Below are 21,375 nucleotides of genomic sequence, written 5' to 3'. Positions count from 1 at the left end.
TTAAGTTTTGGAATGGCCGATAACCATAAGGAATAATTCTCCTTGAGGTATTGGTTTATGTCGTTGAAAAAGTCGTCCCTGATCGTCCTGTTCTCGCTGCTTTTCTTCTTTGTTGTCAGCACTGTGACCAGCGTTGGCCTCATCATTAAAAGTAATAATTCCCTGGATAACGTCAACAAAGAGATCCAGGTTGTGCTGTCCATTATTGACCCCATCAACCATAGCCGTACGCTGCGCGTGCGGGTGATGGAGTATGTGAAGATGGTGGAAGCGGGCAACTCGGCAGACGGAGCTGCAAAGCTAACCGCCGTGAAGGAGGCGCTGACCAAAGCGGACCACGCCTTTGCGGCCTTTATGGCTTCGCCGCGTCTGACGGATGAAGCGCCGCTGGTGACTGCCTATCAGGATGCCTGGCAAAACTACCGCAACCAGGGGCTGGCGCCGCTGATCGATGCCGCCGAGGCGCACGATGTCGCCAAATTTAACGCCCTGATCCCGGAAGTCTCCCGCCTCGACCGCCAGTACGAGATCGTTCTCGACCAGGTCCTTTCCGTCCACCAGAAATATGCCAAAAGCCTGAACGAAGATGCGAGCAGTAACTTCGTCTCAGGCCTGGCGATCATTGCCGCTATTGCCAGCCTGTTTGTGGTGGTGATTGTCGCCGTCAGCGTGCTGATGAAGCGCTTTGTCTTTGCGCCGGTTAACCTGGCGCGCGAGCACTGCAGCCAGATTGCGGCGGGCAAGCTGGACGTTCCGGTGCCGGTCAAGGGGAGCGCACATAACGAAATCGATCATCTTATGAGCTCAATGGAGCAGATGCGTCAGGCGCTGCTGGCGACCATCGCCCAGGTGCGCGATGCGAGCCATACCGTAACGCATGCGGCGCAGGAGATTGCCTCCGGAAATATCGACCTGGCGTCACGTACCGAGCAGCAGGCTTCCGCGTTGACCCAGACGGCAGCGAGCATGGAAGAGCTGAGCGCGACGGTGGCGAACAATACCGACAACGTTTACCAGGCAGGGAAACTGGTGCAGGACGCGGTGAAAAATGCCCACACAGGTGAAGCGGTGACCCGTGAAGTGATCGACACGATGAACACCATCGCGGCGAACTCGAAGCGCATCGAGGACATTACCAGCGTGATTAACAGCATCGCCTTCCAGACCAACATCCTGGCGCTGAACGCGGCGGTAGAAGCGGCGCGCGCGGGAACGCAGGGCCGCGGCTTTGCGGTCGTGGCCAGCGAAGTGCGCACCCTAGCGCAGAAAAGCGCGGTGGCGGCTAAGGACATCGAGAACCTGATTGCGCAGTCGGTCTCGAGCGTGAAAAACGGCGCGGAGCTGGTCAGCCGCTCGGGCGAGGTGATTGACTCGATTATTTCGTCGGTGAATAAAGTGAATACGCTTATGGAGCAGATCTCCGTCGCCTCCGAAGAGCAGAGCCGCGGGATCAGCCAGGTCGGCCAGGCGGTGACCGAGATGGATGGCGTGACCCAGCAGAACGCCGCGCTGGTGCAGCAGTCCGCTGCGGCAGCTGCATCCCTGGAAGAGCAGGCGCAGCAGCTTTCGCGGAGTATTTCGAGTTTTAGTTTGCCGGTGCAGGCTTGATTGTATGAGGGGGGCTCCGCAGGGAGCCTTTTATCTACTTAATGTGCGAAACTTTCCAAGTTGCTTTCCCATGAGGTCAGCCTGTAGACCTAATAGGACTGTTTTAATACCATTTATTATATTTCACATAAATAAAAGAAATAGCAATCACCCAAACGACGCTGAGTAAAGCAGCATAGTCCGGTATAAACCGGATAAAAAAATATATCCCAAGTACAATAAGTAACGCTGGCACCAGGTAAAAAAACGACTTCAAAAGCCATAAGATTGCTTGCTTCATTTTCGCAGTATCTCGTACAAAGCGTCACCTATCACTTGCTCGTTATTATCTCCGGAGTTTACCTGGTAGATAATTTCAGACATTTGCGGCTCGATTAAGAAATATAACATCTCAATATTTTCTTTATAAAGTGCCTGGTAGTACTGAGGATCCTGGAATTTGAGTCGATTAGCCGCAGATGCCGCTACCTGAGCCTTTGAGTAAAGTGTTGCACCATTAACGAACCAAGTCGAGAATGAGTTCACAAGCCTGATATGATTTTGCTTAAAATCCCTGCTGTTGATGATCAGATTCGCAAGGGTAAAGGAGAGGGCTAACTTGCTGGCTTTAGCAGAGGCATGCTCGGCAGCTTTACCCAATAAGTTATGGATATTAGTAATCAGGTCTTTACTCTTTTGTTCGCCCAGCCTATTAAGAGTTTTCCTAAAATAAATTTCAACCATGTCCAAAGTGACATCTTTTCTGTTGTAAATTTCACCTAAGGCAAGGACTAAGCGTTTATCTTCGCGCCACGTATCACGGCAAGCGTTACGATAATACTCGTCTGGCATCAGGCATGCACCGTAGCTAACCAGGCGCTGCGCTCCCTGTTTCACCTTTTCCAGAGTTGCCATATGGTCTTCATGCATGTCTCGAAGCGAGTTTGTTAGTGCAATAGCTAACCGTTTATTCGACTGCATTTTTAGTTGCAAATAGTTTTGTGCCATTTTATATAACCTTGCAGTATCATTAACTTATTATCATTGATCATGTTTGAGAAAGGGGCAACATCGAAAATGGGAAAGCGCAAGAGTGCTTTGGTTTATGTCCTGACCGTCATTATATTTTTGCTTATTATTCCTGAGATCATTTTGCGTGTATGCACGTCCGAGCAACTTGGCCGTATCAGCGACTTCACCAGTTTAGGTGGCTTGTTAAATCCACTATTATCCTTGCTCATCTTCCTGGCACTGGTGTCAATCATACTGGCCGTTATTGCTATCGCACTGGCTAAGCGAATTCTTCGTACGAGATGATTTGCCTGCAAGCGACTCATAGCGCCCGCCAGCCGTTATCGCTATGAGTCCAAAATCGTCAGCCCAAAAATTTTTATTCCCCCAGCAATATTTCCCTCCCTCATCCGTCTACCTCATCACAAGCCATAATCAGTTACTGTAAACGAGGTAAACACCATGAGAGATTTTGATATGCACGACAGAGGTCATGGGCGCGGATTCGGTCGCCACCGTATGGGCAAGGGCTTAGTCATCGGCGCGGTGATTTTCATCGTGCTCGGCCTGGTGGTGATGACCCTGTGGAATGCCTTGCTCCCGGCGATTCTCGGCGTGAAGGCCATTGGCTTCTGGCAGGCGCTGGGCATTCTGGTGCTGAGCCGCATTCTGTTTGGCGGGCTGGGTTTCCGTCCGGGGATGTTTGGCGCGCACCGCCGGATGCACGAGCGCTGGATGAACATGACGCCCGAACAGCGCGAGGCGTTTATTCAGCAGCGTCGCGAAGGGTTTGGTCGCCACGGTCGCGGCCACTGCGGCTGGCACGGTCATCGTGACGATAAGCGCGAAGACGCCACGCCAAAAGCGCCGGAAGCAGAGTGAGCGAAATGAAAGCCGGGGAGGCGGGCGGATCCATGCTGATGTCGGCGCTCAATGCCTGCCGCGCCCGGCTGACAGCCTTCATTCGCGGACGGACGTCCGTTCGCGATGATGCCGACGACATTTTGCAGGAAGTCACCTATCAGCTGATGAAAGTGGAGCAGCCGGTCGAAAACGTCGCCGCCTGGCTGTTCCGCGCGGCGCGTAACGAGATGACCGACCGGGCGCGTAAAAAGCGCGAGGTCTCACTTTCCGGCTACTTTACGGGCGAAGACGAAGAGGGTTTCCCCGAGGACGAGCTGGCCGAAACCCTGTTCGGCGTGCCGCACACGCCGGAAGAGGAGTATCTCAAAACGCTGCTGTGGGAAGAGCTGGGGCAGGCGCTGTCTGAACTGCCGCCGCCGCAGCGAGAGGTGTTTGAAAAGACCGAACTCCACGGCTACAGCATTAAAATGCTGGCAGAGGAGACGGGCGCAAGCGAACAGGCTCTGTTATCCCGCAAGCACAAGGCGGTGCTGTTTCTGCGCACGCGGCTGCGGGACGTCTACGACGCGCTGACGGGCGAATAGCGGCGACAGACAAAACCTTACACTTCCGGCACTTGTAGATTCATCACTATCGTTTATGATCGGGGCGTCTTGTTACTCTGGAACGTTATGCGCAACCGTCAGCTCCTCGGAAAATGGCTTTTGATCGTCACCTGTCTCGCGATGGCGCTTTGCCTCGTGCAGCGTGCGGTGATGCTTAACCATTTTTTACAGGGACTGGATCCGCAGATTTCACTGAGTGCAGATGCCCCGGCTCAAAGCAGCAACACTGAACAGCCCGGCCCGTCGCCCTGTCAGCTGGGCGCACACTCGCTGCTTTGCGCCCAGCCGCTGTTCTTCGACGGCGCGCTGCCGGCCATTATCATCTTCTTCGCGCTGCTGCAGCTGCTGACGCAGGGGCGGGCATTGGCTCCTGCAGAACAGCCCGTTCAGGCACCGCCTCCCCGAATACACCTTAAAAACTGCGTTTTCCGTGAATGAAAATCATCGTCCTCACACGATAATTTTCACTGTTCACGGAGTAAAACATGGTTAACCTCTTCAGGGGATTCGTCTTCCTGTGGCTGTCCTGCATCGGCATTGCCCATGCGGCGGACACAGGCTGGCTGGTTTCCCCCCAAAACGATCACGCCCGCATCCGCTTTCAGGCGGAGAGGGAGCAAACGCACGTTAAAGGCCTGCTCACCGTTGAGCTAAAGCCCGGCTGGAAAACCTACTGGCGATCGCCGGGCGAGGGCGGCGTCGCGCCGAAAATCAGCTGGCCGGAGGGCGTAACGGATAGCTGGTCCTGGCCGGTCCCGTCGCGCTTCGATATCTCCGGCATGACCACGCAGGGCTATCACGACAAGGTCACTATCCCGATTACGCTCGACGGAGTGAAGGGCGACACGCTCGACGGGACGCTCACGCTTTCCACGTGCAGTAACGTCTGTCTGCTGACGGACTACCCTTTGCACCTCGATTTTACCCAGCCGGTAGATGAGGGCTTCAGCAGCGAGTTCGAGCAGGCGATGCGCGCCGTGCCCGGTACGTCAGGCGTATCCAGGGATCTCTCCGCCTGGCTCGCTGGCGACAAGCTGGTGATTACCGGTACGACGGACGGGAAGTGGGATAATCCGGGGATCTACTTTGACCCGCTGGAGGGTGACATTCTTCCCGGCGAGCCGGTCATCAAACACGACGGCAATACCCTTCGGGTGACGGTACCCGTGACCGACGAATGGGGAGACAAGCCCGCCTCGCTGGAGGGCAAGAGGCTGTCGTTTGTGCTGACCAGCGGCGGCAATGCGCAGCAAACCACCATGAGCGTTGGCGCGACGCCTGCTGCACCTTCTGCACCTGAAGGGACGGGCAAAATGGTGCTCTTTGCGCTGCTGGGCGGGCTTATCCTCAACCTGATGCCCTGCGTGCTGCCGGTCATGGGCATGAAGCTTAACAGCATCCTGCAGGCGGGTTCGGACAGGCGCGCGATCAGGCTGCGCTTTCTGGCCACCAGCGCCGGGATCCTCACCTCCTTTATGCTGCTGGCGGGGATGGTGACCGCGCTGAAGCTGGCCGGGGCGTCGCTGGGGTGGGGCATTCAGTTCCAGAACCCGTGGTTTATCGGTCTGATGGTCGCCGTCACCTTCCTGTTTGCGCTGAACCTGTTTGGCGCGTTTGAGATGCTGCTGCCTTCCGCCGCCACGGGACGGCTGGCGACGGCAGGGGGATCGGGGATTGGCGGCAGCTTCTGCGAAGGGATGTTCGCCACGCTGCTTGCCACGCCATGCTCCGCGCCGTTCCTCGGTACGGCGGTCGCCTTTGCCCTTGGCGCGCCGCTGCACTCGCTGTGGCTGATCTTCCTGATGCTCGGCGTGGGCATGAGCCTGCCGTGGCTGTTTGTCGCCCTGGTGCCGAAAACGGCCATGCTGCTGCCGAAACCCGGCCGCTGGATGAACACGCTAAAAGTCGTTCTGGGCCTGATGATGCTCGCCTCCAGCCTCTGGCTGGCAACATTGTTGAGCGTGCATCTGGGCGAGGCGGTCAGCCAGATTGTGATGCTGGTGCTCATCGCCGTCGCGCTCGCGCTGTTCGCGCTGAAGGGGCAAAAATCCTCACCGCTGTTCTGGTTCGTGGTGATCGCGCTGTCGGCGTTTGGTGGGTATCAGGCGCGCGGGCTGCTTAACGCGCCGCCTGCCGCTCCGGCACAAAATGCTGCGCAGACCATCCCGTGGCAGCCGCTCAGCGAGGAGGCCATCCAGCAGGCGCTGGTGCAGGGAAAACGGGTGTTTGTGGATATCTCGGCGGACTGGTGCGTGACCTGCAAAGTTAACGAGCATCGGGTGCTGAATCAGCCGGACGTTATTGCCGCGCTGCGCCAGCCGGACGTGGTGGCCCTGCGCGGAGACTGGAGCCAGCCGTCCGCGTTTATCGCCGATTTTCTGGCGAAGCGAAACCGTTACGCCATTCCGTTTAACGCAGCGTATGGCCCCGGTCTGCCTGAGGGGGAAATCCTCTCGCCGCTGCTGGACAAGCGCACTCTGATCGCCACCCTGAACAACGCAAAAGGCTAACTGTGTTATGAAAAAATTCCTTATTACGCTTCTGCTCCTGCTGGCGCCGGTTCAGGCGTTCGCTGCCCAGCCGCTAACGCTGGACCAGGAGCAGCGTGCGCAGAAGATGGTGTATGATTTTCTGTTTAACGATCCAAACTCCCCGCGCATCGGCGCGAAAAACCCAAAGCTCACCCTGGTGGTGTTTACCGACTACAACTGTCCGTACTGTAAAAAATTCGATCCGTATCTGGAGAAGATCGTCGAAAAACACCCGGACGTGGCGGTAGTCTTTAAGTTTTTACCTTTCCGCTCGGAAAGTTCGCTAACCGCCGCGCGCGATGCGTTAACGCTCTGGCGTCAGGAGCCCCGGCAGTTTATGAAGCTGAACCACACCCTGATGGCGAAAAAGGGCTACCACGATGACGCCAGCATTCAGGAGGCGCAGAAGCGGGCGGGCGTGAGCGTCGCGACGCCGGATGAGGAGAGCCTGATGACGATCAAGCGCAGCCTGATCGTCGCGGAAAAAATGGGGATCCAGGGCACGCCCGCCACGCTCATCGGCGAGGGACTGCTGCCCGGCTGGGTGCCGTTTGAACAGTTCGACGAAATGGTCAGTGACGCACTGAAAAACCGCTAACCTGAAGGGGGCGGAATGCCCCCGACAAACCGGAGAGGGAAATGAAAAAATTACTGTTACTTTCAGCGCTGGCGACGTCAGGGCTGGCGCAGGCGGCTGAAGCCATACCGGACGTGGTGAAGCACTTCGGCGAGCAGCAGAACATTAAAATCATCAAGAAGCTGGATGCGCCCGGCGGCGCGCCTGCCTGGCTGGGGCAGTATCAGGACATGGGCGTGACGCTCTTTTTAACGCCGGACGGCAAGCACGTCATCTCAGGCTATCTGTACGATGACAAAGGAAAAAACCTCAGCGAGGGCTATTTCCAGAAAGAGATCTACGCCCCGATGGGACGCGAGATGTGGAAGAACCTCAACGCGGCGCATCCCCTGAAGGAAGGGGCGGATAACGCCCCGCGTAAGGTCTTTGTTTTCGCCGATCCGTTCTGTCCGTACTGCAAGCAGTTCTGGGCCGAAGCGCAGCCGTGGGTGAAGGCGGGCAAGGTGCAGCTCAACACGCTGCTGGTGGCGTTTCTCAACCCCAACAGCGGACGTAACGCCTCGGCGATTCTGAATGCGAAAGATCCGGTTTCGGCCTGGCGCGAATACGAGCTTTCAGGTGGCAAAAAATTACCGAAGCCAGAGGGCGAGGCTTCCCGCGAAACGGTAGCGATCCTGCAGAAGCACCAGACGCTGATGGACAGCCTGGGCGCTAACGCCACGCCGGCCATTTACTATCTGAATGCGGAAAATGAGCTGCAGCAGGTGGTCGGTATGCCGGATGCGCAGCAGCTTGAGGCGATGTTCGGGCCGAAGCCGTAAAAAAACAGGCAGAAACGGGGCGTTTCTGCCTGATGGCATTTAGCTTCCCCAGCGTCCTTTCAGGTAGTTCACCGCCTGCTGGGTCTGCGGCTGGTTCAGGTAATCTTCCCGGAACAGGATGGTGCCGTTGACGTTGGGCAGCGAATCGTTGAGATCGAGCTGCTTTTTCAGCTCCGGCACGCCGCCCTGAACCGTCCAGTCCGGCTCGTTTCTCGACGGCTCGCCCACCTTGTAGAACGCAATGCCGATATACAGGCGAGTGTGGGTTGGCTTCACGACGTCGGCCCACCATTTGGTCAGCACGTCGTAGCGCGCGGCATCCCGGGAGAAGGGCCAGTAAATCTGCGGAGCGATGTAGTCGAGCAGGCCCTGCTGAACCCACTGCCGCGTATCGGCGTAGGACTCATCGTAGGCCGCAGCGCCACGGGTGTCCGAGCCTGCCGGGTCAAAGGAGCGGTTACGCCACACGCCCGCCGGGCTGACGCCAAACTCAACGTCGGGCCTGGTCTGTTTAATCGCGCGGGAAACCTGGACGATCAGCTGCTGCGTGTTGTGTCTACGCCAGTCAGCCTTTGAGGCAAATCCCTGACCGTACTGCCGCCAGGTCTGTGCGTCATTGAGCGCTGAACCAGGCGTTTCGGTATAGAAGTAATCGTCAAACTGCACGCCGTCTACCGCGTAGTTCGCCACCACTTCGGTCACCACTTTGGTTATCCAGTCGCGCACTTCCGGAATGCCGGGGTCGAGCACAAAACGGTCGCCCGAGATGCGCACCCACTCAGGGTGCTGGACATAGACGCTGGACGGGGTCTGATAGGCGGTCCGGTTCAGGGCGGCGATGGTGGACGGTTTGGTGTTGGTCGACACGCGGTACGGGTTGAACCAGGCATGCACTTTCATGCCGCGCTTGTGCGCTTCATCCAGCATAAACTGCAGCGGATCGTATCCCGGATACTCGCCGATGTTGCCCGTCAGCATATCCGACCACGGCAAAATTTTTGATGACCAGAGGGCCGTGCTGTCCGGCTTCACCTGGAAAAACACCGTGTTAATGCCGAGGCGCTTAAGGTTGTCGAGCTTGCTTGTCAGCGCCTGCTTCTGCATCGCGATGCGCTGGTCCGCGCTGCGGCCGTTCACCGAGGCTACCGGCGGCCAGTCGAGACGCGAGACGGTCGCCAGCCAGATCCCGCGCATCGGCTCGTTTGCCTGCTGCGTCGGTTTGCTCGCGGTGGGAAGAGGAGTAACCAGTGATTTCGGCGGTTTGGAGGAGCAGCTCACAAGTAAAAGCGCGCAGGCAGCCAGCGCACCAATCCGTTTTACGTGTCGCGTCATTTGCGTATTAGCTCTTGATAATCCGACTGTTGGCCCAGGGATTAAACGCGGGCGCCGCCTGTTCTGTGCTTACCTCATCGTTGAGGGAGTCCAGATACAGGGCTTCCACTTCCGCGCGCGCCCACGGGGTGCGGCGCAGAAATTTCAGGCTCGATTTAACGCTGGGATCTTTTCTGAAACAGTTAATTTTGATTCGGTCGCCCAGTTCGCTCCAGCCGTATTTTGCCACCAGGGCATTGACCATCATCTCCAGCGTTACGCCATGCAAAGGATCTTTGGAAATATGTGCAGTCATAGGTGTCCGGATGTCTCAATGTTTGTGGGGGCAGGGTTTCCGGTGAAAGGGTACAAGAAAGCAGGGGAAGCGGCAATAATATCAAGATCCCCCCTTTTTTGGGCATTAGTTCTCTTCTAACTATTTGTATAATCAATAGAGTAACAATGAAAAACAGGTATACCGATGACGCATAATCAGGTGCTGGGAATCGATCTCGGGACAACGAACAGCGCGGTCAGCGTTTGGCTTGAGGGGCGGCCAGTGCTGGTTACGAATAAAATTGGTGAGGTTCTGACCCCTTCAGTCGTGGGTCTTGATGATGACGGCAATATCCTGACAGGCCGTCCTGCCCGGGATCGTTTACAAACTCACCCGCATCTCACGCAGGCGAGCTTTAAGCGTTTCATGGGGACAGACATCCAGCTTCCGCTTGGGCTAAGGCAATTTCGTGCGGAGGAGTTATCTGCTCTGCTGCTTCGCCAGTTGAAAGAGGATGCTGAAGCCTGGCTTGGCCAGGCTATATCCGATGCGATCATCACCGTTCCGGCTTATTTTAATGATGTACAACGACGGGCGGTAAAAAATGCTGCCAGCCTGGCCGGCCTGAATGCCATCCGCCTTTTAAACGAACCTACCGCAGCTTCTCTTGCTTTTGGGTTACTGGAAAACAGAGAACAAAAATATCTCACTTTCGATCTTGGCGGTGGGACATTCGATGTATCCATTATTGATATGTTTGAGGGCGTGGTGGAAGTCCGTGCCAGCAGCGGAGACGTACGCTTAGGTGGAGATGATTTTTCGGATGCCATTCTGCAATGGATGTTGCAACAACACCCGGCTCTAAAAGCAGCCCCCGATACGGTGAGGGCCGAGCTGCTGGCGAAAGCCGAAAGCATGAAACTGACGCTTAGCCAGCATGCACAGGCCGAGGTCACTCTATGCTGGAATGATACGGAGTGGCGATGGTTAATGAATGAAGAGCAATTTGCCCAGTGCTGCAAACCGCTTTTAAATCGGCTTCAACATCCTGTTCAGCAGGCGCTCAATGATGCGCGTTTCTCCGTGCGCGATCTGGACCATATCCTTCTGGTGGGAGGGGCGACGCGCATGCCACTCGTCCGCCAGACTGTCGCGCGACTTTTTGGTCGCTTCCCACGTCACGATCTTCATCCCGACGAAGCCGTAGCCCTTGGTGCTGGCGTTCAGGCCGGTATGGTCATGTCTGATGTCGCCGTGGAGGATATCATTCTCACGGACGTGATGCCTTTTTCTCTGGGTGTTGAAGTTGCCAGGCGGAGTTCGGAGCGTCTTGAGACGGGATTTTTCCTGCCACTCATCGAACGAAATACCTTTCTACCCGTGAGTAAGATGGAGACAGTCAATACCGTTGAAGATAATCAACGCACTGTATTGCTGAAGATCTACCAGGGGGAGGCGCGCAAAGTTCGCGATAATATTTTTCTGGGTGAAATGAGTATTGATGTCCCACCTGCACCGGCGGGAGAGGTCTCTCTGGATGTCCGCTTTACCTATACCCTCGATGGTTTGCTGGAAGTCGAATGTCAGTGTCAGGGAAACCCCGCCATCTCAAGACGGATTATTGAAAAAGTGCCGGGGCAGATGAGCGATGAACAAATTGCCGAAAGTCTGCAAAAGCTCGCCGCACTCAAAATCCACCCTCGCGATCGTAAGGAAAACGTCGCGCTGTTGGCTCGCTGTTCGCGACTCTATGAACGGCTGCTGGGGGACGAGCGAGCCTGCATTGACCGGCTTACAACAGAATTTGAGTGGGCTCTTGAGAGTCAGGAGCCGCAGCGGATTGAACGTTCTGCACGAGAGGTTGAACTTTTTCTCAATAGCTACGAAGGGGTCAGGTAGATGAGCATCTGGCAAACTCTTGATATTGCTCCTACAGAGGATGAATCGGAAATTCGGCGAGCCTACGCACGCCAGTTAAAAAAGAATCGTCCTGATACCGACCCCACTGGTTACCAACGCCTACGGGAAGCCTTTGACGATGCAAAACGGTTAGCAAAGGAAGGCAAAGAGAAGGATCCACAACGTGTTTTAGTCGATGAACCAGCGGCCATGGTTGATCGTCAGGAAGAAACTGACGAACGCGTGACCGTTTTCTTACCAGAGCGCGAAGCGTTATATACGGAACAGGAAATATCTGCTCTGGCTTATAAGCTCGTCAACGAAGAAATATCCGGCATTGCTTCTCTCAAGCATCTCTCCGCCCGTATTAACGGGCGAGGAAGTCTTGAACAACAACGGCTTTTCAGTCAACGTCTTGCCGCAGCACTGGCTGAACAGGCTGGATTAACTGAAGCGCAACTTGATATCGTGGCGGAAATGCTGAACTGGCGGATACATGATTACGACTTTAGCCATATCATCCCGCTTTACCTTCAACACGCCATTAATCATCAGATCCGCCAAACTGAAATCCTCCGAGCCTGGCAGAAAATGGAGGCGGAAGGGAAGCAGGGATCATGGCGGGAGAGGCTGGCTATTAAGCTGCTCAGAAGTGAACGACCGAACGTACCTTTTTGGATACGATTATTGCCGGGTTTGATTGAAACTATGGCAACACGATATCAATACGTACTGCAATCTTTTCCGGAAATCCTCCCCCGGCTCAATCCTTTTATTCTGCAGTTCCTGCAGAGAGCACGATTAGGCCTCACATCGGCGGGTCTTTTCTTATTGGCATTCTGGGGTTTTCTTTTCAGCGCTATTTTACCCTCCACTGGGGGTATTACCCTCGTCAGTACCATTACAATTGCAACGCTTATTTTCTACCTTTACGTCAGCGATATGGTGTTGATAAGCGCCCATTCCAGACCCAGATTGCTCAGCGCTTTTTTAGGCATTGAGTTCCTGCTTTCACTCATTATTATTCAGTGGTTCTTTGGCGGACTCTATTTTGCTGCTCTTTCGGCCATTACTACACCCGGTCTGGGGCCACCACTCCTGATGACGGCGATCTTTTTGCTGCTGTCGGCGATAGCCGTATGGGCAGTGTGGCCGAATCGAAAAGTACCGGCGATCCGCTTGCCCGGAATTATCATGAGCAGGCTCTTTTCCAGTCCATGGCGGCTCCTTGAGGTGATGAATTTCGCCTGGTATAGCTTTATCTGGCTTTTCATTCATTACTTTATTTGTGCTGCGGTTATGGCGGCGCTGATTAATCAGTTTAGTGAGAGATGAATTAAATATGACGCTCTCATAATAAAAGGTCACCCGGCTTAAGCCAGAGTGACCTTATTAAATTTTCAGCTATTTATTTCTTATCAGCGAACAGCTCCGGCGCCCACGGACGCGGATCCACCTCCATAAACGGCGCGCGCTCGAAGCGGTCCTTCAGCGCCCACGGCACCGTGCAGTCGAAGATGGTCTTGCAGGAGATGCCGTTTGCGCGAATTGAGGTGCTGTAATCCGGCGACTGGGACGGATCCAGCTGGTGGCCGCGGATCCCCGGAATATTGGTGATGCTGACATCGCCCTGCATGCGGGTGGTCATCGCCCACAGGATGTCGTCGCTGTCGAAAATATCCACGTCTTCGTCGACAAGAATGATGTTCTTCAGCTCCGAATAGGTGGCTAAGGCAATGAGCGCCGCCTGTCCCTGACGGCCTTCGTCTGACGGCTGGCGTTTTTTCACCTGCAGGATCCCGAGGAATTTACCGCCGCCCGCGGTATGCGCATAGACGTTTTGCAGGAAGCCCGGAATCGCCTCTTCAACGGCATTGCGAATGCTGGCTTCCGTCGGTAAACCGGCCAGGGTGGTATGCTCTTCTCCCGGTCCTACCAGCGTTTGCAGGATCGCGTGGTTTCGCATGGTCACGGCTTTCACTTTGATCACGGGCAGGGACGGGTTCGCCTCGCCGCAGTAGCCCGGAAACTCCGGCATCGCGTGGCCGGTATTGGTGTGCTGATCTTCTCTTACGCGCACGCCCGGAAGCAGTTCGCCCTCGATGATGATTTCCGCCCGCGCGATCGCTTTCTCTTTTACCGCCACGCCCTGCACCAGTTCGACCGGCTGCTGGCGCAGCGCCCCGGCGACGCCCAGCTCGTTGTAGCCAAACGGCGTGGTGGGCGCCTCAAAGCACGCGCCGATATAGATGGCGGGATCGAGCCCCATATTGATCGTCACCGGCAGCGGTTTTCCGGCCTCTTCCGCCTTTTTGCGGAAGACTTCGATATGCCGACCGGCGGCAAGGAACATGGAAAGCTCGTCGCGCTCCTGAACGCAGAGGCGGTGGATGGTGACATCCGTCAGCGAACTGTCTTCCGGATCGCTCGCCAGCACCAGCCCCAGACAGAAGAACGGGCCCGCATCAATCGGCGTGTTTGTGGGGGCCGGAAGAAGCTTGCGCAGGTCGAAGTCGGGGTCGTCAGCGTAGAAAACCTGTTCCTGGCAGGGCGCCTGCGAGGCCGGAACGACAACCGGCGCAACCGGCTTTTTCACCGCCTGGCCGACGTGTTTTGCGAGTTCAGAGGGCTCGCAGCCCAGAAGGAGCGCCGCACGCTCGCGGCTGGCGTGCATGCCCACCAGGATGCGGGAGCCCGGATAGCCTTTCACGCTGTTGAACATCATGGCCGGGCCAGTACGGGTGGGACGTTTTACCGTGCCGCCCGCGCCGATATGGCGGTAGACTCCCGCCAGCTCCGCGTTGGGATCGACCGGATAATCGGTTTCAAGATACTGCCCTTCGTGGCGCTGAAGCAGGGCGATGGCGCTGCGGAGATCGTTGATCGGGTTTTCCATATTTTCCTCCCTCGTTTGAATACCTCCATTTTTATGGCAATGACCAATAGCATCAATTGCATCATTACTGCTAAATTGATAAGTAAATTCATATCAAAAAAGGAAGCGTTCCGTGCAGTTTCGTCAGATGCGCCATTTCATCGTCGTGGCCGAAGAGCTCCACATGCACCGGGCCGCTGAGCGTCTGAACATGGCGCAACCGGCCCTGAGCCAGCAGATAAAGGCGCTGGAAGAACGTTTAGGCGTCACGCTCTTTAGCCGGGCGAACCGCCGCTTAACCCTGACGCCCGCAGGTGAAGCGTTTCTGGTGAAAGCCAGACTCGCCATCTCTCTGACCGAGCAGGCGGTTCTCGACGCCAGGCAAACGGCACGGGGCGAGCAGGGGGTATTAAACCTGGGGTGCGTGTCGAGCGCGATGTTCGACGGCAGGCTGCCCGCCGCGCTGCGCCAGATGCATACGCGCTGGCCGGCCATTACCATGTCGCTGGTGACGGGAAACGTGCAGACGCTCTACGCGGCCGTGCAGAGCAACCAGCTCGATGTGGCCATTATCCGGGCGCCGCTGCCGTCGCTGCCTGACGATCTGCAAAGCCGCCCGTTCACGTCAGAGAAAACGGTACTTGCGCTGTATCGTCAGCATCCGCTGGCGGGATCTTCCGCGCTGACGCTTTCGTCGGTGAAGGACGAAAAATGGATCTCCCTGCGCGACCCGGAGGGAATGGGGCTGGAACAGTACTTTTATGACGCCTGCAGCGGGGCGGGCTTTCAGCCGGACGTGGTGCAAAACGCGACCGACGTGCCCACCGTGATAAGCCTGGTCTCGGCGGGGTTTGGGCTGGCGCTGCTGCCCGCGTCGGCAAAGGCGGTGAGCGTTGAGAACGTGGTTTACGTGGACATCCTCGACCGGCTGCGGGAAAGCGAGCTGACGCTGGTTTGCCACCGGATTATTCGCTCAGAAGTGCTTAAAAAATTCCTGATTACCCTCGATCATACCTGACGCCCGGCGGCCTGCAGCAGCTGCTCGCGCAGCCAGGCATTTGCCGGATCCTGGCTGTTTTTCGGGTGCCAGTACATGTAGATGGTAATCGGCTGGAGCGGCAGCGGCGGCGCAAAGAGATCCAGCGTGCCGGCAAACTGTTTGAGCATCCGTTCCGGCAGGGTGCACACCAGGTCGGTACCGGCAACAAGCGCAGGCGCCATGGCGTAGCTCTGCGTGGACATCGCGACGTGCCGCTGGTAGCCCAGCCCGGCCAGGGTTTGATCGACAAAGCCGGTAAACGGATCTCCCGCCGATGACACCACCAGATGAGAAAGCGCGCAGTAGCTTTCCAGGTCTAACGCTCCGGTCCCGCGCGGATGGCCTTTACGCTGGGCGGTGGCAAACGTATCGTCGAGCAGTTTGCGTCTCACCCAGCCGTCATGGGCACCCGCGCTCACGCCGATGTAGATATCCACATCACCGTTTTCAAGCTGCTGCGGCAGTTCGGACATCTGTGGCAGGGCGAAGCGCAGGCGAATACCTGGAGCTTCGGTACCCACCTGGTTAAGCAGCCCGGTGCCCAGCATCAGCGCCGGGTTTTCGTGCAGCGCGATAACAAAGGTCTGGGTGCTGGTCTGGGCATCAAACGTGGAAGGAGAAAACATCGCGCTGATGCCGCGCAGCACGCTCTCTACCTGCGGCTTAAGCGCTTCCGCTCGCGGCGTGGGTAGCACCCCACGTCCATGTGGCGAGGGAATAAACAGCGGTTCGCCAAACAGCGTTCGCAGACGCGCGAGACGGGCGGACAGCGCGGGCTGGCTGATGCCCAGCCGCGCGGCCGCATGGGTGATATTCCTGTCCTGAAGCAGGGCGTCTAGGGTCAGGAGCAGGTCGATGTCCATGTCAGAGACGGGCGTCATTTTATTTCGCGCTGCCGGCGTCCCGGTTGGTATAGGTCACAGGGACCCAGGCATAGCCGCCGTTTTCGCCTTTGGTGACGTACCCGATACCCGGGAACGGCAGATGTGGCGCGGCAACCAAGTCTTTATTTTTCACAAAGTCCGCAAACGCGTGTTCGCGCACGCCTGCCGCTTTGTTCTGATCTTCATCGTAGGTAATGGTCACGTCAGGCTGCGGGAACTGTACCGCCGCGGCATGAATGATGTCGCCGACAAAGGTGATCTTCTCGCCGTTGCTCGTCAGCGTGTAGAAGGCTGAACCCGGCGTATGGCCGGGATGAACCGTGCCGGTCAGCCCCGGGAGAATCTCAGATGTGCCGCTAAACGGCACCACTTTACCGGCGTCAAGATAGGGTTTTAAGGTCTTCTGCGCGACGTCAAAGTAGTTCTTGCCGTAGCCGGTTTTTTTCTGATTCTCGTCGTTAAAGAAAAAGTCGACGTCCGGTTTGCCAACGAAAACGCGCGCGTTGCTGAACACCACCTTGCCGTCTTTCACCAGGCCGCCCGCGTGATCGGAGTGGGCGTGGGTCAGCAGGACTTCAGTAATGTCCTCGGGTTTAATCCCCTGGGTGGCGAGGCTCTCAATCAGACGTCCGCCGTTGCCGGGGCCAAAGAGCTGGCCTGAGCCCGTATCCACCAGAATTTTATGTCCGGGCATCGCAATCAGGAACGCGTTAATGGATACCTCAGGCGGGTTGGTCTGGAAATTTTTCGCGAGCAGCGCATCGATTTTTTGCGGCGTTGTCCGGCGCAGCAGCTTGTGCAGATCCTGCGCGACGGTCCCGTCGGTAAACGAGGTGACCAGAACGTCGCCGACCTGAACGCTGTATCCGCCCGCCGGTTGTTTAACGACGTGCTGGGGCGTCTCTGCCGACGCCTGCAGCGCAGGGTAGAAAAGCAATGAACTGGAAATCAACGTAGAAAGAGCAAGTTTTTTCACGGTAAGCATACGAGTCTCCTTTGAAAGCGCTCATCTTACTTCTTCGTAAAATTATAAGAACCTGCCCAGAAATGATAGGACCTATAAACGCAGTGGATAGCACAGCGCAGAAGCCGGGTGGCGATGCTGCCTTTCCCGGCCCGTAAAACCTTATTTTTTCAGCGGTGCGTTCCAGCTGTCCGGCGTGGCTTTGGACCAGGAGCCATAAGCGGCATTTGGCAGCACAATCCAGTCGTTTCCGAAGTGTTCCGCGCTGGCCTCAACCAGCTCACGCTGCTGTTCGCTAGGTTTTTTGTTTTTAAACTGCACGGCGAAATCCGGCAGGCTGTCGCCAAACAGCATCACGATCTGCTGCTTTTTGAGGATGCTCTGGCGACGCTCTTCCTTGCTGACCGTGTCCAGAAGCACGCTTTCATCGGACACCTGCGGAAGTCCCAGGGCTGTTAACGTCCTGAGCGTATCGGCTTTATTTTCCTGCATACGGTCCGAAACATAATAGATACGGACCTTGCTTTGATTCACATGGTCAAGAAACGCCTTCGCGCCCGGAATTAAGCCGGGTTTACCCTGTTTTTCCCAGTCGCTCCAGGTGTCCCATTTTGTATAGTCGTGACACTGCTCGGTGTCGCGCACCAGCAGAGGGGTGTTATCCAGCACCGTTTCATCCAGGTCCATTACCACGGCGTAATTTTCAGGCGTTTTCAGCTCTTTTAACTTCTCGTTGAAACGCTCGGTGGCAAACCGATACGTCTGCAGCTGAAGAGCCACGATCTCTGCCGATTTCTGCTGATAGCGCAGCGCCATTTCGTACGCTTTGGGTTCACACAGCTCGCCCCCGGCGGCCGTCGCCGCGGCCGTTGCACTCAAAACAGGTAATGCCAGCAGTAATACCTTAGCCATTGAATTCACACTTTTTTCCTCAACACCATGGTTAAAATCCCGAAAGCGTAATGAAATTCAATGACAGAAATATGACCGTGATATGGCAATGTATTTCCGCTAGACCTGCATGATTGAATGTAAGCGAAGTTGCACAATGCAATATTTGAAATAATGAGCGGATTCGGAGGGCAATGATTTAAAAAGGATCCTAACTAGATCCTTTTGGATAGATGCATTATCATTTCATTCGACGTAACTTCTCATAATCGGGAACTCTGCCACTGATGTTCTCAGAACTACCATCCGGATATGTTGCAAGAACTTTTCCACGAGATGAACCTGATGCTTCAAGTTTTACAACCTTATTTAAATATATAATGGGCTCAATCTTTATGACTCTACTGTTTGTAACTTTATAATATCTATTCCATTTATTGTATCTTTCATCCCCAGCAAAAAGGTCTAGATCCATTTCTTTAATTGAGCGATATACATATTCCATTGGGAAAAATTCAGTTTTAAAAAATAGATCACCACTTACAGGGGTAGGTTTTCCTTTCCCAAACGCATTGCTGTACCCCTCCTCATCAAAATCGAATACATAGTTTGCAGGTGTAATATCTTTCCCTTTAGCCAGCGCAGAAGTTCTGGCCAACTGTATTCCGACCCTGATACCACTAAGCGTCCAGCGACACTTTGTACCGCCATCAAGCGCAATACGGATCTGACGAACACCATCATCATTGGCTGGACTGAGATCCATCTGCATGGGGTACAGTCCCCTTTCCGTACTCTCATGTGATTCCGTCGAGGGATCGTATATTTTCCGTCGGCATGTCTCAGAGCGATAAAGCACATCCAGCGGCAATACCTCCGTCTCAGCTGGCAGTTTCACCGCTACCGTTACCCATTCAGAACTGGCTGGGGGGCTAAGAGTATATTCCGGGTGACTGGCGCAGCCGCTCAGGGGCAACAGTGTCAGAAGTGGCAACAGTCCTGCCAGTGATTTAGCGTGTCGATTCAACTTCTTCCTCCGCAACTGATTTAAAACGGGTCAGGGCATTCTCACCGCCCGGCAGTTTAAGGGTAACCGTCAGCGAACTGCCCACCATATCCTGCAGGGCCAGGAACATCCGGTTTCGCTTCAGTTCCTCTGGTGGGCTGCCTGCCCCGTAATCCGCCATTTGCTGCCGGAAATCCTCCCGGTACTCTTTCCGGCTCAGCTTCAGCTCCGGCCATGCCGATTCCAGAAGCTGGTTGTTCAGGAACGGCAGATACTCACTCGCCATCGAGTGCTGGCCCGGACTGGTCATATGGTCAAAATTCGGATTGGTGTTACGGGGAAAAACTTTCTGAATATCTGCGGCCGGGAACTCGCGCACAAACGCCACCTGTGCCTCTTTTGCCTCCGTGTTTTCAGCCTCAGACAGCGACGGGACAAGGAACAGTTTAACTTTGTGCATATCGCTGGAGCTGAGGCGGCGGCAGGTATGATTGTTCATCGTTTTACATTCCAGCCAGGTGCGGGTCTGTGTGGCGCGGAAGAAAACCACCGGGCTGCCGTGATGCCAGTAATGCTCACCGATATAGGCCCCCGCCATCTGCCTCGGCAGCTCGGCCGTCAGTGTCCAGAAAAAGCCCAGCGTGGCACCGAGAGGGCCAAACTTACCGTACAGCCAGTTATCAAGATTGGCATCAAACGGCACGCTGGGAATGGTGTCGCTGTCGTTGACGTGTCGGTAGTGGGTGAGCTGATACAGGTTACCCACAGCATCGGCGGTGAAGGTCCGGGGCATCCCGTAGGTGTAGAGTATTGGCGAAAATCCCTTCATCTCCGCCGCATAGGTCATCCCCAGAGCCCCTCCCAGACTGTGCCCGGTGATAAACAGTTTTTTTCCGCCATCAGTTATTCTTTTAATTTCTTTAAATTGATCTCTAAACCGCTCCTTCGCCAGCTGGTATGCCTCCAGAAAGCCGCCATGAATACGACCGGCCTTAGTCAGCTCAGCCGGGCATAGTTGCGGGGAGAACCAGCCGTCGGTGAGCCAGTCCGGGACTTCCTGCGTTCCCCGCCATGCCACGATCACATGGGCCGCATTTTCCACGTAAAAAAGCTGGGTACTGTCGAGCAGTGAGCGGGCGGGAGCTATGTCACTTAAGCGGGATGAGTCCAGAAATTCAGCAGTGATGTATCGCTCACGGAACGGTACATCAACAACAAGCGCGTAAGGAAACGACGGAAATTCTTCATATCTCGGCGTCGTGGACAAATCCAGGCACTTTTCCATGAAAAATGGCTTAATCACCGTATTCCCACCTTTCGCATAGGCCATATCAGCCATCACGCCAAGGTTATAGCCATTTGCCAGCGAATAGTCTTTCGTGTCATGCAGCACCAGTGACCATGCCCGGAAAGGACAGATTTCGATAACATGCCGCTTCTCCAGCGTCTCCCGGCTGATTTTCGTGCCTTGCAGCGATACTCCATGCGGAAAGTGAAACCGGGGAGGCTCTTTACCCGTCCATTCAGGGATATCGGGCATCCGGTCACACAACTCACCGATGGTCACATAATGGTGGTCATAGCCGTGCTGCTCCGCGCTAATCTGCACGTTTGAACGCCATTTCGGATCGCGCGTTTCAGGCCGGAAAATATTATTACTCACCGGCTGGCTGTTTGGATTGCGGCTGATACCCAGCGGGCGCAGCTCCATCTCGTCGGCCAGCTGCTGGCCGTCTGTTTTTACGTCAACGCTAATCCAGTACAGGTCGTCGAAGCGCACCAGACCCTGACTGTCGGTGACAGCGGCGGGCGGGTTCGGCGGCGGCGTCGGATCGAAGTGGTTGTCACCTCCCCGTCTCAAGAGCGCCAGCTCCGCCTCCGTTGCCAGCTGATGGTATTCGAGCTGTACCTTCAGACCGGAAACCGGGTTGTTGTTCTCATCCACGAACTGCAGTTCCAGCCAGTGCATCCGCTGCTTGCCACAGGCGACCTCTTTATACTTCATTTTGTGACTCAGGCAGGTCACTGTTGTGTTGTCTTTCGCATCCATCATGCATTTAAATCCCTTTTTATTGCATGGTTTAATTTCGGGCAATCATACACCTGAAGGCATTCTACCCCGCATCCTGAGGGAGTACATAAACGTAAGATTTTGTAAGGTGGAACAATTTAACGTATTGACTGGCTGCGTTTAGCCAGAAAATAAACAGATACTGTATTTTTCAGCATCGTT

The 21,375-nt window shown here is 55.5% G+C and carries 20 protein-coding genes; 11 read left to right on the top strand and 9 right to left on the bottom strand.

Annotated features, from left to right (window positions below; translation table 11 throughout):
- Positions 1–57: 57 nt before the first annotated feature.
- Positions 58–1,608, top strand: a complete 1,551-nt coding sequence (locus tag HB664_RS14220) for a methyl-accepting chemotaxis protein (RefSeq protein ID WP_219939668.1) — start codon at positions 58–60, stop codon at positions 1,606–1,608.
- 276 nt (positions 1,609–1,884) lie between these two features.
- Here the strand turns inward: HB664_RS14220 and HB664_RS14215 are convergent, their stop codons facing one another.
- On the bottom strand, positions 1,885–2,595 hold the full coding sequence (locus HB664_RS14215) for a hypothetical protein (protein ID WP_219939667.1): 711 nt from the start codon (positions 2,593–2,595) through the stop codon (positions 1,885–1,887).
- A 69-nt stretch (positions 2,596–2,664) separates the two neighbouring features.
- Between HB664_RS14215 and HB664_RS14210 the strand changes: the two genes are divergently transcribed.
- From HB664_RS14210 to dsbG, 7 genes are all read left to right on the top strand, one after another.
- Entirely contained in the window at positions 2,665–2,904 is a 240-nt protein-coding gene (locus HB664_RS14210) for a hypothetical protein (RefSeq protein ID WP_219939666.1), read from the top strand.
- Positions 2,905–3,060: 156 nt separating this feature from the next.
- Positions 3,061–3,480 carry a hypothetical protein gene (locus HB664_RS14205; RefSeq protein ID WP_096151076.1) on the top strand — a complete coding sequence of 140 codons (420 nt, stop codon included), beginning with the start codon at positions 3,061–3,063 and terminating at the stop codon, positions 3,478–3,480.
- A gap of 5 nt (positions 3,481–3,485) precedes the next feature.
- Complete coding sequence (locus HB664_RS14200; protein WP_080277788.1) at positions 3,486–4,046, top strand: RNA polymerase sigma factor; 561 nt, start codon at positions 3,486–3,488, stop codon at positions 4,044–4,046.
- An 87-nt stretch (positions 4,047–4,133) separates the two neighbouring features.
- Positions 4,134–4,505, top strand: a complete 372-nt coding sequence (locus HB664_RS14195) for a hypothetical protein (RefSeq protein WP_219939665.1) — start codon at positions 4,134–4,136, stop codon at positions 4,503–4,505.
- Positions 4,506–4,552: 47 nt separating this feature from the next.
- Positions 4,553–6,577, top strand: coding sequence for a protein-disulfide reductase DsbD (locus HB664_RS14190; RefSeq protein WP_219939664.1), 2,025 nt, complete (start codon positions 4,553–4,555; stop codon positions 6,575–6,577).
- Between the two features lie 7 nt (positions 6,578–6,584).
- Entirely contained in the window at positions 6,585–7,196 is a 612-nt protein-coding gene (locus HB664_RS14185) for a DsbA family protein (protein ID WP_219939663.1), read from the top strand.
- Between the two features lie 41 nt (positions 7,197–7,237).
- On the top strand, positions 7,238–7,996 hold the full coding sequence (dsbG, locus tag HB664_RS14180) for a thiol:disulfide interchange protein DsbG (protein WP_219939662.1): 759 nt from the start codon (positions 7,238–7,240) through the stop codon (positions 7,994–7,996).
- A gap of 39 nt (positions 7,997–8,035) precedes the next feature.
- On the opposite strand, the gene HB664_RS14175 is transcribed toward dsbG, so the two are convergent.
- A complete protein-coding gene (locus tag HB664_RS14175) occupies positions 8,036–9,328 on the bottom strand; it encodes a glycoside hydrolase family 10 protein (RefSeq protein ID WP_182072947.1) in 1,293 nt (430 codons plus the stop codon).
- 7 nt (positions 9,329–9,335) lie between these two features.
- Complete coding sequence (locus HB664_RS14170; RefSeq protein ID WP_033145603.1) at positions 9,336–9,623, bottom strand: VF530 family DNA-binding protein; 288 nt, start codon at positions 9,621–9,623, stop codon at positions 9,336–9,338.
- A 165-nt stretch (positions 9,624–9,788) separates the two neighbouring features.
- Here HB664_RS14170 and HB664_RS14165 point away from each other — a divergent pair, with 165 nt between their 5' ends.
- Together HB664_RS14165 and HB664_RS14160 are read left to right on the top strand one after the other, a co-directional pair.
- Positions 9,789–11,483 carry an Hsp70 family protein gene (locus HB664_RS14165; RefSeq protein WP_143346982.1) on the top strand — a complete coding sequence of 565 codons (1,695 nt, stop codon included), beginning with the start codon at positions 9,789–9,791 and terminating at the stop codon, positions 11,481–11,483.
- Positions 11,484–12,818 (top strand): J domain-containing protein, encoded by a 1,335-nt coding sequence (locus HB664_RS14160; RefSeq protein ID WP_219939661.1) that lies wholly within the window; start codon positions 11,484–11,486, stop codon positions 12,816–12,818. It abuts the gene before it with no gap.
- A 73-nt stretch (positions 12,819–12,891) separates the two neighbouring features.
- On the opposite strand, the gene HB664_RS14155 is transcribed toward HB664_RS14160, so the two are convergent.
- Positions 12,892–14,379, bottom strand: a complete 1,488-nt coding sequence (locus HB664_RS14155; RefSeq protein WP_047060908.1) for a UbiD family decarboxylase — start codon at positions 14,377–14,379, stop codon at positions 12,892–12,894.
- A gap of 112 nt (positions 14,380–14,491) precedes the next feature.
- Between HB664_RS14155 and HB664_RS14150 the strand changes: the two genes are divergently transcribed.
- The gene (locus HB664_RS14150) at positions 14,492–15,376 is read left to right on the top strand and encodes a LysR substrate-binding domain-containing protein (protein WP_033145589.1); all 885 of its coding nucleotides are present in this window, start codon (positions 14,492–14,494) and stop codon (positions 15,374–15,376) included.
- On the opposite strand, the gene HB664_RS14145 is transcribed toward HB664_RS14150, so the two are convergent.
- The 5 genes from HB664_RS14145 to HB664_RS14125 all read right to left on the bottom strand — a co-directional run bounded on the left by HB664_RS14145 (position 15,367) and on the right by HB664_RS14125 (position 21,195).
- Positions 15,367–16,278, bottom strand: coding sequence for a LysR family transcriptional regulator (locus HB664_RS14145; protein ID WP_219939660.1), 912 nt, complete (start codon positions 16,276–16,278; stop codon positions 15,367–15,369). The two genes, HB664_RS14150 and HB664_RS14145, sit on opposite strands and share 10 nt — an antisense overlap.
- Before the next feature lies 1 nt (position 16,279).
- Complete coding sequence (locus HB664_RS14140; RefSeq protein WP_058840932.1) at positions 16,280–17,266, bottom strand: MBL fold metallo-hydrolase; 987 nt, start codon at positions 17,264–17,266, stop codon at positions 16,280–16,282.
- 141 nt (positions 17,267–17,407) lie between these two features.
- On the bottom strand, positions 17,408–18,157 hold the full coding sequence (locus HB664_RS14135; RefSeq protein WP_375156339.1) for a 5'-nucleotidase, lipoprotein e(P4) family: 750 nt from the start codon (positions 18,155–18,157) through the stop codon (positions 17,408–17,410).
- 220 nt (positions 18,158–18,377) lie between these two features.
- Positions 18,378–18,908 (bottom strand): hypothetical protein, encoded by a 531-nt coding sequence (locus HB664_RS14130; protein ID WP_058840930.1) that lies wholly within the window; start codon positions 18,906–18,908, stop codon positions 18,378–18,380.
- A gap of 238 nt (positions 18,909–19,146) precedes the next feature.
- Positions 19,147–21,195 carry a lipase family protein gene (locus HB664_RS14125; RefSeq protein WP_258235799.1) on the bottom strand — a complete coding sequence of 683 codons (2,049 nt, stop codon included), beginning with the start codon at positions 21,193–21,195 and terminating at the stop codon, positions 19,147–19,149.
- Between the last annotated feature and the right edge of the window lie 180 nt (positions 21,196–21,375).

The sequence above is a fragment of the Enterobacter sp. DNB-S2 genome (assembly GCF_019443845.1).
In the GTDB taxonomy this organism is placed as follows: Bacteria; Pseudomonadota; Gammaproteobacteria; order Enterobacterales; family Enterobacteriaceae; genus Enterobacter; species Enterobacter asburiae_B.
The sequence above is the reverse complement of the archived record's forward strand: the minus strand, read 5'-3'. Positions and strand labels throughout refer to the sequence as shown.

Excerpts from the sequence above, each read along its gene's own strand:
- HB664_RS14175 (WP_182072947.1), bottom strand. The coding sequence starts at position 9,328 with ATGACGCGACACGTAAAACGGATTGGTGCGCTGGCTGCCTGCGCGCTT.
- HB664_RS14185 (WP_219939663.1), top strand. The coding sequence starts at position 6,585 with ATGAAAAAATTCCTTATTACGCTTCTGCTCCTGCTGGCGCCGGTTCAG.
- HB664_RS14200 (WP_080277788.1), top strand. The coding sequence starts at position 3,486 with ATGAAAGCCGGGGAGGCGGGCGGATCCATGCTGATGTCGGCGCTCAAT.
- HB664_RS14205 (WP_096151076.1), top strand. The coding sequence starts at position 3,061 with ATGAGAGATTTTGATATGCACGACAGAGGTCATGGGCGCGGATTCGGT.
- HB664_RS14195 (WP_219939665.1), top strand. The coding sequence starts at position 4,134 with ATGCGCAACCGTCAGCTCCTCGGAAAATGGCTTTTGATCGTCACCTGT.
- HB664_RS14145 (WP_219939660.1), bottom strand. The coding sequence starts at position 16,278 with ATGACGCCCGTCTCTGACATGGACATCGACCTGCTCCTGACCCTAGAC.
- HB664_RS14130 (WP_058840930.1), bottom strand. The coding sequence starts at position 18,908 with ATGCAGATGGATCTCAGTCCAGCCAATGATGATGGTGTTCGTCAGATC.
- dsbG (WP_219939662.1), top strand. The coding sequence starts at position 7,238 with ATGAAAAAATTACTGTTACTTTCAGCGCTGGCGACGTCAGGGCTGGCG.
- HB664_RS14125 (WP_258235799.1), bottom strand. The coding sequence starts at position 21,195 with ATGATGGATGCGAAAGACAACACAACAGTGACCTGCCTGAGTCACAAA.
- HB664_RS14160 (WP_219939661.1), top strand. The coding sequence starts at position 11,484 with ATGAGCATCTGGCAAACTCTTGATATTGCTCCTACAGAGGATGAATCG.
- HB664_RS14165 (WP_143346982.1), top strand. The coding sequence starts at position 9,789 with ATGACGCATAATCAGGTGCTGGGAATCGATCTCGGGACAACGAACAGC.
- HB664_RS14190 (WP_219939664.1), top strand. The coding sequence starts at position 4,553 with ATGGTTAACCTCTTCAGGGGATTCGTCTTCCTGTGGCTGTCCTGCATC.
- HB664_RS14220 (WP_219939668.1), top strand. The coding sequence starts at position 58 with ATGTCGTTGAAAAAGTCGTCCCTGATCGTCCTGTTCTCGCTGCTTTTC.
- HB664_RS14215 (WP_219939667.1), bottom strand. The coding sequence starts at position 2,595 with ATGGCACAAAACTATTTGCAACTAAAAATGCAGTCGAATAAACGGTTA.
- HB664_RS14135 (WP_375156339.1), bottom strand. The coding sequence starts at position 18,157 with ATGGCTAAGGTATTACTGCTGGCATTACCTGTTTTGAGTGCAACGGCC.
- HB664_RS14140 (WP_058840932.1), bottom strand. The coding sequence starts at position 17,266 with ATGCTTACCGTGAAAAAACTTGCTCTTTCTACGTTGATTTCCAGTTCA.
- HB664_RS14155 (WP_047060908.1), bottom strand. The coding sequence starts at position 14,379 with ATGGAAAACCCGATCAACGATCTCCGCAGCGCCATCGCCCTGCTTCAG.
- HB664_RS14210 (WP_219939666.1), top strand. The coding sequence starts at position 2,665 with ATGGGAAAGCGCAAGAGTGCTTTGGTTTATGTCCTGACCGTCATTATA.
- HB664_RS14170 (WP_033145603.1), bottom strand. The coding sequence starts at position 9,623 with ATGACTGCACATATTTCCAAAGATCCTTTGCATGGCGTAACGCTGGAG.